Annotated in this window: 9 protein-coding genes and 1 pseudogene; 4 read left to right on the top strand and 6 right to left on the bottom strand. The window is 68.2% G+C overall.

The features are described 5' to 3' along the window. Positions 1-32 precede the first annotated feature (32 nt). Positions 33-1,307, top strand: coding sequence for an APC family permease (locus ACN22W_RS20890; RefSeq protein WP_419689245.1), 1,275 nt, complete (start codon positions 33-35; stop codon positions 1,305-1,307). 166 nt (positions 1,308-1,473) lie between these two features. Here the strand turns inward: ACN22W_RS20890 and ACN22W_RS20885 are convergent, their stop codons facing one another. From ACN22W_RS20885 to ACN22W_RS20870, 4 genes and pseudogenes are all read right to left on the bottom strand, one after another. Beyond that, positions 1,474-1,770 (bottom strand): XRE family transcriptional regulator, encoded by a 297-nt coding sequence (locus tag ACN22W_RS20885; RefSeq protein WP_048245468.1) that lies wholly within the window; start codon positions 1,768-1,770, stop codon positions 1,474-1,476. 73 nt (positions 1,771-1,843) lie between these two features. Continuing rightward, positions 1,844-2,202: pseudogene (locus tag ACN22W_RS20880) on the bottom strand (type II toxin-antitoxin system RelE/ParE family toxin). A gap of 127 nt (positions 2,203-2,329) precedes the next feature. Beyond that, complete coding sequence (gene pcaQ, locus ACN22W_RS20875) at positions 2,330-3,316, bottom strand: pca operon transcription factor PcaQ (protein ID WP_412024725.1); 987 nt, start codon at positions 3,314-3,316, stop codon at positions 2,330-2,332. A 77-nt stretch (positions 3,317-3,393) separates the two neighbouring features. Beyond that, a complete protein-coding gene (locus ACN22W_RS20870) occupies positions 3,394-4,131 on the bottom strand; it encodes a helix-turn-helix domain-containing protein (RefSeq protein ID WP_419689244.1) in 738 nt (245 codons plus the stop codon). 120 nt (positions 4,132-4,251) lie between these two features. Here ACN22W_RS20870 and ACN22W_RS20865 point away from each other — a divergent pair, with 120 nt between their 5' ends. From ACN22W_RS20865 to ACN22W_RS20855, 3 genes are all read left to right on the top strand, one after another. Beyond that, positions 4,252-4,815, top strand: a complete 564-nt coding sequence (locus tag ACN22W_RS20865; RefSeq protein ID WP_419689243.1) for a YiiX/YebB-like N1pC/P60 family cysteine hydrolase — start codon at positions 4,252-4,254, stop codon at positions 4,813-4,815. Positions 4,816-5,164: 349 nt separating this feature from the next. Next, the gene (locus ACN22W_RS20860; RefSeq protein ID WP_419689242.1) at positions 5,165-5,788 is read left to right on the top strand and encodes a response regulator; all 624 of its coding nucleotides are present in this window, start codon (positions 5,165-5,167) and stop codon (positions 5,786-5,788) included. Positions 5,789-5,797: 9 nt separating this feature from the next. Further along, on the top strand, positions 5,798-9,070 hold the full coding sequence (locus ACN22W_RS20855; protein ID WP_419689241.1) for an ATP-binding protein: 3,273 nt from the start codon (positions 5,798-5,800) through the stop codon (positions 9,068-9,070). 24 nt (positions 9,071-9,094) lie between these two features. Here the strand turns inward: ACN22W_RS20855 and ACN22W_RS20850 are convergent, their stop codons facing one another. Together ACN22W_RS20850 and ACN22W_RS20845 are read right to left on the bottom strand one after the other, a co-directional pair. Then, positions 9,095-9,976: a LysR family transcriptional regulator gene (locus ACN22W_RS20850; protein WP_419689240.1), complete on the bottom strand. Its 882-nt coding sequence runs from the start codon at positions 9,974-9,976 to the stop codon at positions 9,095-9,097. Positions 9,977-10,271: 295 nt separating this feature from the next. Then, a complete protein-coding gene (locus tag ACN22W_RS20845; protein WP_419689239.1) occupies positions 10,272-11,528 on the bottom strand; it encodes a DUF3300 domain-containing protein in 1,257 nt (418 codons plus the stop codon). Between the last annotated feature and the right edge of the window lie 221 nt (positions 11,529-11,749).

Raw genomic sequence — 11,749 nt, 5'->3', positions numbered from 1 at the left:
GAACACAACAACACTTCCGGAGACTGCCGCCAATGCCTTCACATGCCGATTCGCCCACCGCCCATCACGCCGGCTCGCTGACGATTTTCCAGGGCGCCGCGCTGTATATCGGCGCGGTGCTCGGCACTGGCGTGATCGCGTTGCCCGCGCTGGCCGCCGAGGTCGCGGGCCCTGCGTCGCTGCTCGCGTGGGCCGCGCTCGTCGTGCTGTCCGGGCCGCTCGCGGCCACCTTCGCCGCACTCGGTGCGCGTTATCCCGACGCGGGCGGCGTATCGACCTACGCGCGGCGTGCATTCGGACCGAAAGCCGCGGCGATCGTCGGCTGGTGCTTCTACTTCGCGGTGCCGGCCGGCGCGCCGGCTGCCGCGATGTTCGGCGGCGCGTACGTCGCGGCCGTCACGGGCGGCGGGCATACGACGATCATCGTCACGGCCGCCGCGCTGATCGCGACCGTGTCGGCCGCGAATGCATTCGGCGTCACCGTATCGGGCCGCATGCAGCTCGTGTTGTCCGCGCTGCTGGTCACGCTGCTGGTCGCCGCGGTGTTCGCGTCCGCGCCGCATGCGCGCACCGCGAACCTGCATCCGTTCGCGCCGCACGGCTGGCTCGCGGTCGGCCAGGCCGCCGCGCTGCTCGTATGGAGCTTCGCGGGCTGGGAGGCGATCACGCATCTCGCCGCCGAATTCCGCCGGCCCGCGCACGACATGCCGCGCTCGGCCGGCATCGCGGTCGTGGTCGTCGGGTTCCTGTATCTGTCGGTCGCCGCGGCGAGCGTGATGGTGCTCGGGCCGTCCGCGGGCGCATCGGGCGCGCCGCTCGGCGAACTGATCGCGGGCGGCATCGGCGGTCACGCGCAGGTGCTGGCCGCCGCGGCCGCGGTGCTGCTCACGCTCGGCACGATGAACGCGTATTTCGCGGGCGCCGCCAAGCTTGGCGCGGCGCTTGGGCGCGACGGCGCGTTGCCTGCGTGGCTCGCGCAAGGCAGCCAGGTCGGCGGCGTCCCGCGCCGCAGCCTCGGCGTGATCGCCGCGCTCGCGGCCGTCGCGCTGGCCGCGACGATCATCTCGGACGTCGGACCGAAACCGCTCGTGCTCGTCACGTCCGGATGCTTCGTGATGGTGTATGGGCTCGGCGCGGCTGCCGCGCTGAAATTGCTGCCGCGCGGCGGCATCGCTTACCGCTGCGCATGGATTTCGCTGGTCGCGGTCGCCGGGCTGTTCCTGACGACCGGATGGTATTTGCTGTGCCCGCTGCTGCTCGCGGGCGGTGCGCTGCTGTATCTGCAGGTGAGCGGACCGCGCAAATGACACGGCGCAAGTGACACGGCGTGTGCGCATGAGCTGATGCCCGCTCGTGCGCGGCAACGCGCCGGTGAATCGCAAACCGAATCGCAGGTCGAATCACCCGCCAATTCACCGCGCACATCGTGCGGACGGTCGCCGCAAACCAACCGCGCGCCGATTCGTCACGCCGTCAGGCCGACACCAGTTCGAAACTGAGCCGTTTGCCGAGCGCGGTGGCCGCGCTCGCGAGCGTCGCCAGCGTGAGGCTCGTGTCGGTTTCGTCGAGCAGCCGGTTGAGCGCGGCACGGCTGGTTTTCATCCGCGCGGCCATCGCGGTTTTCGTGATGTGCTGTGCCTTCATTTCCTGCCCGATCTGCCACGCGATCACGCGCTTGATCGCGGTGGCGGTGGCCGCTTCGAGATTGCCGTCCTCCTCGAGGAAGGCATCGAAGTCGCTGCCGATATGCGGATTGTTCGTGCTCGTCATGTCGTACTCCAGTGCATGGCGTTGCCGGTTGCCCGACCGTCGAGGACGGTACGTTCCGGCACAACCGGGAAATTCAGATGGCGTGCGTCAGCGCTTTCAGGCGCGCGACGGTGACGTCGAGATCGTCCGACGGCGTGGCCCGCGACTGCTTGAAGAAGCCGTGCAGCAGAACCATCGTGTCGCCGACGACCGTGAACATCACGCGCGCGCTCCGCCCCGGCAGCATCACGCGGATCTCCCACAGACCCTTCGCCATCTTCCGGACCACCGGCATGCCGAGCGGCCAGCCGAGTTGAACGGTCTTGATCTCTTCGCCGATCAACCTTCGCTCCGCTTGCCCCAGCGCGTTGAGCCATTCGCGCACCGGCTCGTTGCCGCGGCCGTGCGGAAGAACCGCACGCCGAGCGTGACCTGAATCTGCTGTCTCGCCATCGTCTTGTCACCAATCGTACCAAAAACGATACGATATGCCAAGCACCGCGAGACCGGCTACTGGCCGGATGGCCGATCCGCCCACACGGAAAGGGAATGAGCCGGGCTTGCCGCCCGGCACGGCGCGTCAACGATCGCGGCGAGCCGGCTTGCGCGCGGTGCGCGGCGTCCGGTCCCGGCGCGTATCGCCGAACCGCGACCGCGCGATGTCGCGCACGGCATCGATCAGCGTCCGCGCGACCGGCGACGGCTGCGCGTCGGTGCGCAGGACGAGCCCGACCGGTTCGTCGGTGCCCGCCGACGGCAGCGGCAGGCGCGCCAGCGCACCGGCCGACAGATCGTATTCGGCCGCATAGAGCGGCACGAACCACACCGCGTCGTTCTCGAGTGCCAGCGCGCGCGCGACCGATACCGACAGCACCTCGATGAACGAATCCAGCGGCGGCACGCCGCATGCGCCGAGCAGTTGCTCGGCCGACTGGCGGATCAGCGTGCCGAACGGAGGCAGCACGACCGGATAACGCGCGAGCTCGGTGGCCGGCGCCGCGCTCGACAGCAGCGGATGCCCGGCGCGCACCACCGCAACGAGCGGCTCGTTGTACAACTGCTCGAACGCGAGCCCGATCATCCGCTCTGGCTCCGACAGCCGCCCGATCGCGCATTCGATCGCGCCGGCCTTCAGCCGCTCGAGCAGATCGGCGTTCGCGGCCGTCGCGATCCGCACGACGATGCGCGGCCAGCGCTCGGCCAGCGCCTTCATCAGCGCCGGCGCGAGCGATGCCGCGACGGTCGGCAGCATGCCGATTTCCAGCGTCGCGGCGGCGGCCCCGCCCTCGCGCGCGAGCAACCCCACGCCCTGCCGCAGCGCCAGCACGCACGCGTTCGCGTGCGGCATGAACAACTGCGCTTCGCGGGTCGGCTGCGCGCCGTGCCGGCCGCGCTCGAACAGCTTCACGCCGAGGATCGCTTCCAGTTCGGCGATCGTCTTCGAGACGGCCGGCTGCGTGATCGACAGGCTTTCCGCCGCCTTCTGCACGCCGCCCAACTGCGCGACCGCGAGAAAGCACTGCAGGTGCCGGAACTTGACGCGGCCGTCGGCGATACGGTTATTCATAACGGGGAGTTATGCGAGTGCGAGTGAAATGCCATTTTGCATAACTTTCCGGATATCCCCAAGCAATCGGTGATGCATCACGCGTCGCGCCGCAGCGCCTGGAAACCGGACGGCTCCCAGATCCGCTTCGCGATCAGCAAGCCCGTCCCGTGCTTCTGCCCGAGCGGCGCGGACGACGACTCCGCATGCAGCGCGGCCGCCTTGCTGCGCAGCCGGCGCAGTTCCAGCTCCAGTTCCGCGGCGGCAGCCTCGGTCAGCATCCCTTGCGAGAACGTCATCGTCTCGCCCGCGCCGTCGAAGCGGCTGTCGAGGAAATCGCCGAGCGCGTGCGCATGGAAATAACGGCGGATCGGCCCGCCCGGCAGCCAGTCGAAATCGCGCGCGACGCGCACGCGTATCCGGTCTCCCGGCAGCAGCGCGACCACGTTCATCCGGTCGAGCATCAGCAGGTACTTCACGCACTCGGCCTTCGTCACGCGATAGGCCGACACGATGTCCTGCACGGTCCAGTAGTTGATTGCGCACACGGCGACGAGCAGCAGTTTTTCGTCCGACACGAGCAGCGCCTCCTGCTGCTCGGTCAGCACGTGCAGCCTCGGCGCCGACGCCGACGCCTCCTGCACGAGCTCGGCCAGCGTATAACCGAGCAACTGCGCGATCTCCGCGACGCGCTCCAGCGTAAAGCGGCCGCTCGCGAACAGCCGCTTCACGCTGGTCTCGGATACGTCGAGTGCGCGCGCAACGTCGCGGTAGGTCATTCCCTGCGCCTTCAACTGGCGCTTCAGCGTTTCGATGAGTTGGGCGGTTTCGGTCATTTTGGTATCGAAAAACGATGCTCGAGGTCAGATATTAGGCTACCTGCGCATGCGGATGAACACTTTTGGATACTTGTCTGCATAATCCGCTCCGTCCTGTCACTCAACGACGGAGCCGAAATGGCCACCCGAACCGAAACCGCCGCCTACGAAACGCAGCACACCGCACCGCGCGATGCACGCGATACGGATCGCACCATGCCGCTCGCCACCGTCCGCACGCTGGCCGCCGGCGCGCATGTCGGGGATCTCGTGTTCATCCGCGTGCCGGCCGGTACGCCGCGCGATGCTGCCGGCGCGACGGGCGCGTGGACCAACCGCTTCGGGATCGTCGTCGACACGTCGGGCGACGAACCCGTGATCGCCGAGCCCGCATTGGCGTGGACGAAACTCACGCCGCTGTCGCGCTTCGTCGCCCGGACCGACGGCGGACGCATCGCGCTGGCGCGCCGCGTCGCGGCATCGACTACCGACGCGCAGCGCCGGGCCCATGCGACGGCCGAACAGCGGATCGACGCGCTGCTCGGCAGCCGCTTCAACCTGCGGGCGCGGCGCGGGTTCTGCGCGCAGTACGTGAGCGACGTGATCGGTGCCGACCGGGCCGCGACGCCGGCCGCCCTGCTGCGCAGCGGCATGCTGTCGCTCGAATTCGACGGGATCGTGTTCGATCCCGGCCACCCATAACGACGGGCACGCTCGGGGAGACCGCATAACAACAACAAGAACGAAAGACAAAAAAGCAGCGACGGGCTGGCTGGAGGGCCGTGCACGGGGTCGTCACCGACGACGCGAAGCCCGATCGCTTTTTTCCGCCGGACAGGGCATCCCGTCCGGCGGAATTTTCATTGGTGCATGGCCCGGTTGGTCGCACGGCGCCGGCTTCGTTGCGACCGCAACCACCTGCGCGATGCGCATCGCACCCAAGATTGCGATCGCATGCACGCCGCGATGAAATCGTCGACCTTATCGTAATAAAATCGAACGCGGCGCCGTCTGTCCGGCGCCGCGACTTTTTTCCGATCGAGGTCTGCGTATGTTCAAGGTCCTGGTGGTGGACGACCACCCGGTGATGGTCATGGCGATCACGATGGTGCTTGAGCAGGATCCGATGATCAAGGTCATCGGATCGTCGGGCGACGGCAACGATGCGCTCGCGCTCTATCGCCGTCATCGCGACGAGCTCGACCTGCTGATCGTCGATATCGAACTGGCCGGCCTCAACGGGCTCGACCTGATCGAGAGGATTCGTACGTCGGATCGCGATGTGCGGATTCTCGTGATGTCGTCGCAGCCCGGCGAACTGGTCGCGGCGCGCTGCCGGGCGCTCGGTGCGAATGGCTATGTCGAGAAATCGAATGACGCATCGCACATCCTGAACGGTGCCAAGGCCGTGCTGTCGGGATTCAGCTGCTTTCCCGAAGCCATCGCCAATACCGCACCGGGCGACGCCGCCGGTTCGCCGCTCGCACGACTCAGCGAGCGGGAACAGGTGATCTTCCGGTATCTCGCGAAAGGTTGCAGCAACAAGGAAATCGCCGAAATCCTGTCGTTGAGCGGCAAGACCGTCAGTACGCACAAGACCAACATCCTCGGCAAGCTCGGCGTCAAAAGCGTCGTCGACCTGGCGGCGCTCGCCCGGTCCCATCGACTGATCTGACCGATGCGCGTGCTCCGGACCAGTTGGCCCAGACTGCTCACCTGCGTCGCGTCGTTCGTCTGCGCGGTCGGTATCGCGTCGGCGCAGACCGAGTTGAAGCTCGTCGCGCACGACACCAACGCGCACACCCCCATGCCGCTGTCGACCACGGCGCGCGCGTGGCTCGCAGACCATCACGACGCGATTCGCGTCGGCACGGTGCCCGGCGCACTCGGCCCGCTCGACCTCGTCGACGCGAACGGCGGTTACGTCGGCATTTCCGCCGAGTATCTGGGCGCGCTCGCGGACAGCCTGCCCGCCCGCGTGTCGGTGATCGCGTTTCCCGACCGCGCGTCGCTCGATGCCGCACTGGCCGACGGGCAAGTCGATCTCGCGACGACTGCCCGGCGCAACCCTGCCGATCGCACGCGCATGACCAGCGCGCCTTATTTCGCCAACAAGCTGGTCCTGGCCACACGGATCGATCATCCGGCCTTTGCGATCCGCGAACACGCCGGCCCTGCCGCGATCGCGTACGTCTCGGGGGACGGCGACCCCGACGAATTGCGGCGCGCGTATCCGTCGATGACGCCGCGCGCCTACCCGACGCTCGAGCGTGCGCTCGCGGCCGTTGCATTCGGCGAGGCCGACGTATGCATCGGCAACGCAACGGCGCTCAACTACCTGATCGAGCGGCAGCAGTTGCAGAACGTCGCGATCACGCGCGATGCGTTGCTCGACGGCGACGATTTCCGGTTCGCGGCCCTCCCGCGCAATGCGCCGCTCGTGCAGATGATCGATGCGGCGCTGGCGACGATTTCCGCCACCGACCGCGCCGCGATTCGCACGCGCTGGGAAGGCCTCGGCACACACTATGCGCTCGGCACACGCTTTGTGCCGTCGCAGCGCGAGCGCGACTGGATCGCGGCGCACCATGACGTGCGGTTCGCGGCGCCCGCCGATGTCCCGCCGTTCGCGGTGGCAACCGGTTCGGACACGGTCGCCGGTTTCGCCGCTGACCTGCTCGACCTGATCGGCGCGCGTGCCGGATTCGATCCGGTGCGCGTGCCGATCGCGCCGGGCGCCGCCGTGCCGACGGACATTCCGGCGATGATGGTCGACGAGGCCGGCCACGCGCCCGCCGGCTGGACGACCACCACGCCGTACGCATCGACGCCGGCCGTGATCGTCGCACGCGCCGGCCAGACCTTCGGCGATCTCGCGTCGCTGCGCGGCCGCCGCATTGTGGTCGCGCCCGGATCGGGCGGCCTTTTCGCTACGCTGTCGGCAGACGGCGTCAACGTCGAACGCGCCGACGACGCATGGGCCGCCGCCGAGCGGGTCGAACGCGGCAAGGCCGATGCGTTCGTCACCAACATCGTGACGGCGAGCTACGTGATCGACCAGCGCTTCCAGACGCGCCTCGCGATCGTCGGCCGGGCCGGCGACGCACCCGTGCAGCTCGCGTTCGCGGTGCGCGCCCAGGATGCGCCGCTCGCGACGCTGCTGGACCGCGGGCTGGCGTCGATTCCCGCGCCGCGCATGGACGCGTTGCGCGAGCAATGGCGAGCCGACGTCCGGATCCCGTCGCGCTGGGACCGGCGCAGGCCCGAGGTGCTCGCATTCGTCGCGGGTATCGCCGTGCTCGCGATCCTGTTCCTGGTCTGGAACCACCGGCTGCGCCGACAGATCGCACGACGCAAGCGCGCGGAAGCGCAGCTCGAAACGGCCAAGCTGGCAGCGGAAGACGCCAACCGCGCGAAATCGACGTTCCTCGCGACCATGAGCCATGAAATCCGCACGCCGATGAATGCCGTGCTGGGTGTGCTCGAACTGCTCGGCGAAACCGACGAGCCGGCCGAGCGCCGGCAGGTGTCGCTCGACGCCGCGCAGGAAGCGGCGCGCAGCCTGCTCGCATTGATCGACGACATCCTCGACCTGTCCCGGATCGAGTCGGGCAAGCTCGAACTGCACGCCGAGCCGACCGATTGCGCGGCGCTGATCCGGGGTGTCGCCGCGATCTTCGCGGGGGTTGCGCGTCAGCGTCAGGTCGGCTTTCGCGTCGACATCGACGGTGGCGACGCAGGCGGCGTGCTGATCGATCCGGTTCGCTTCCGCCAGATTCTCAGCAACCTGCTGTCAAACGCGGTGAAATTCACGCAGGAAGGCGAAGTCGCGCTGAGCGCCCGCCTGTCGCGGGACGGCGACACCGTCGGCATCGACGTCGACGTGACCGACACCGGGATCGGCATCACGCCCGACCAGCAGGCGCGCCTGTTCGAACCGTTCAGCCAGGCCGCCGCCGATATCGGCCCGCGCTACGGCGGCAGCGGGCTCGGCCTGTCGATCTGCCGCCGGCTCGCCGACCTGATGGGCGGCGAACTGTCGCTGACGAGTACGCCCGGCGTCGGCACCGCCGTTCGCTTCACGCTGCGCGCCCATGCCGCCGCCATCCCCGCGTCAACGCACTCGCCTCGCGCATCGTCCGACGCGCTGCGGCAGCGTTTCGCCGGGCGCACGGCGCTGATCGTCGACGACCATCCCGCGAATCGCTTCATCCTCGAACGGCAATTGACCCATCTCGGGTTCCGGGTCGCCTGCGCCGCCGACGGATCGTCCGCGTTGTCGCAATGGAAGCAGGATCGCCCCGACGTCGTCGTCACGGATTGCTACATGCCGGGCATGACGGGCTACGCGCTCGCGCGTGCCATTCGCGACGACGAAGCGCATGGGCACGGCACGCCGGTCGCGATCATCGGTTGCACCGCCGACATTCAGCCGGGGCTCGTCGATCGAGCGCGGGCGGCCGGCATGGACGACTGCGTCCGCAAGCCGCTCGGCTTGCGCGACCTCGCCGAACACCTCGAGCGTCTGTTGGGCGTGACCTGTACCGCTCCGCTCCAGGCAGCCGACATCCCGGTGCGGGACGCGACCGCCGAAATCCTGCTCGACGCCGCCGCCATCGAACGCATCACCGCCGGCGACGTCGATGCGGAACGGCAACTGCTGACGAAAATCGCCGAAGCGAATCGCGATGACGGCCTGCGGCTCTCTGCCGCCGCCGCGTCGAACAACCGGTCCTCATTCCGCGCGATCCTGCATCGCCTGTGCGGCCCGCTGACGCTGATCGGTGCGCACTCGGCCGAGCACACGTGCCGGCTCGCCGAGCAACGCGCACTCGACGAAGGCTCACCGCTGTCCGAACTCGAGCCCGCCGTCCAAGCAGCCTTGGCACGGCTCGGCGACGCGATCGACGCCCGGATCGAGCAACACGCGCGGCCGCAGGCAGACAGCGACGCGTAACCGGTCGCGCATCGCGCGGCCACGTCACATGCGCAGTGTGTCGCGGATCATCATCAGGGCCGTCTCCGATGCGGGAGACAACGTTCGATCGGCCAGATACGCGAGCCCGAATTCGAGCCCCATCTCCGGACTGTCGACCGGACGCAGCGGGACGAGCGTGCCGTCCGCATCCGGCGTCACCGTCGCAGCAGTGGCGAACATGATCGCGTCGGTGCGCCGCACCACGCCTTTCAGGACCGACACGTCGTTGCATTCGGACTGCAGGCGGAATTCCTCGTGCGGACGCAGCTTCAGCACACGCCTCACGGCCGCCAGCAGATAAGGCGGCACCGGCACCGACACGATCGGATAGTCGCGCAGATCGGTCATCACGATCCGGTCGCGCGCCAGCAGCGGATGCGTCTCCCGCACATACAGCGATGCTTGCTGGCGCGGCAGAAGATGAATCGAGAGCCTCGAATTCGCGAGCAGCCCGCGCTGGTCGGTCACGATCAGGTCGAGTTTTTCGTCGAGCAAGCCGCCGAGCAGCGCCGCGCCGTCGGATACATGCACCCGCACGCTGATGCGCGGGTAACGCTTCGCGAATTCGACGAGGAGATCCGGCAACAGGATTTCGGCGACGTAGGGGCCCAGCCCGATCGAGAGATCGCCGATCTCGTTCGCCTTCAGCAGCTCGACGTCGCGCTCGAGGCGGCGGGCCTCGAACAGCACACGCTTCGCACGGTCGACGACCATCACGCCGGCAGCCGTGGCCGTCACGCCGCGCGCCGCGCGATCGAACAGCCTGACACCCAGTTCGTCCTCTAGCGACTGGATGCTCCGGCTGAGCGCCGGCTGGCTGAGATGCACACGCGCGGCGGCCTTCGCGAAACTGCCCTCCTCGCTGAGCGCAACCAGATGATTCAAACGCCGTGGATTGAGATCGTGCATGTCCAGTGGGCCTGTATTTGTTGTTTGTTCGATCGGTTCTTATGTGCGCCGATCCTCTCAGAACACCATCCGGCTGGCAAGCCGCGGCACTCTAATTCCCGGAATTGGCCAGGGTTACATCGGCCGGTCACGATATCGCTCAACCGTTTCGCATTGCAGCAATACGCGCCTTCATTCCGCAATGGTTGCGCCCGCAACCGCTCGGCAGGCCGTTCGGCCCCGCGCATCGCGCAGGGCCGTTTCGCCGTGTCGCGAACCGACACCACGGCGATCAGCCGCGCATGAAGCGTCCGCGTGCCGCGAGCCCGTGAAACGCGCCGCGCTCGATCCTGCCGTAGGATTCGGCCCCATGTGCGAGCGTCGGATGATTGGCGGCCACCGTCATCGCGCGGCCGCTCACGCGCCCCGACTCGCCACGCCCGACCGCGTGCGATGTCATCCCTTCGTCGGCGCGACCGCGCTGCGCAACCGGGCGCGTGTCGTGCATGCCCTGGACCCGCTGCATCGCGCTGCCGGAAACCGGTTCGCCCGTGCGGGCGCCGAGCACCTGCTGCGCCCGCGCACGGGCCGAATCGTTCGGCGCGAAGCCGGTCCGGCGCGCGGGATCCACCGGCCCCGGGCCGCCCGGGTGCGCGAGGCCACGCGACCAGCCGCCGCGATCGATGCCCGCGCTGCGGATCGAGTCGTGTCGCCATGTCGTCGAGCCGTGCGCGGTGATCGGGTGATTCACGTTGATATGGTTGTAGTGGTTCACGTTGATGTTGACGTTGTGGTTGTTCCAGTCGCAATTGCCCCACAACGCATCGGTTACCGCGATGCCGATGCCGAAACCGACGCCTGCGGCCACGCCGGACGCGAACGCATACCCCGGAGGCGGCGGCAGATAGACGGGCGGCATGGCCGGATAGGCCCAGACGCCGTACACCACCGTCGGATCGTAAGTCGGCACGTAGACCACCTGCGGGTTGGTCGGCTTGATCACGATCGTTTCCGTGGGACCGGTTTGCTGGACCACGACCGTCTGTTGCGCCGTCGTACTCAGGTGACCGGCGGCCCGCGCACTGGCGCGCAGGCGCTGCACCGAATCCATCACGCCGTTCGGATCCGCAAGGAACGCGCTGCCGAGCTGATGCACCCAGTCGGGCTTGCCGCCCATCATCGCGAGCACCGACGGCACGGCCATCAGCGACTGGACGCTCGGATCCCACGGCTGCGACGCGACCGCCTTCACCGCGTCGTCGCCGCCCTTCGTCGGATGCGCATTCAGCCAGTGGGCCGCCTGCACGACTTCGGACGGATAGGTCGACGCCATCAGGATCTGCGACAGCAGCGCATCGGGATACAGCGCGATCGGTGCCGTCACCGAATCGAGTTGCTGGCGGGACCAGCTTGCGGACGTTGCGGTGGCGGTCGTCGTGGCGGCCACGGCAGACGGCGCGGCGGCAAGCATCGCGGTGCCGCCGACGATCCCGATCATGCAGGCCGAGATCACGTTGCGGGCAATGCGCTTCATGTGTCGGGTATTCATCTCTTTCTCCTTTGCCGCGAGTCGGGCAATGTCACGGCACCGGTGTGCCGCGGAAACAGGACGCAGGACGAACGATCGCGCAACGCAAGCGCGTGCCGTCGGGCGACGCGGGCCGCGATTCAGTCCTGCTGCGAATCGGAACGGGATCGGGAGATCGTCGTCACGAGACGACGTCCGCTCGGGCCGACGCGTACGACACGGCCCGCAGGGCACGCGCGTCG

Origin of the sequence: Burkholderia theae (genome assembly GCF_048565265.1) — a bacterium.
Classification (GTDB): Bacteria; Pseudomonadota; Gammaproteobacteria; order Burkholderiales; family Burkholderiaceae; genus Burkholderia; species Burkholderia theae.
Note: the sequence above shows the minus strand (reverse complement) of the source record. Positions and strands in the feature narration are given on the sequence as shown.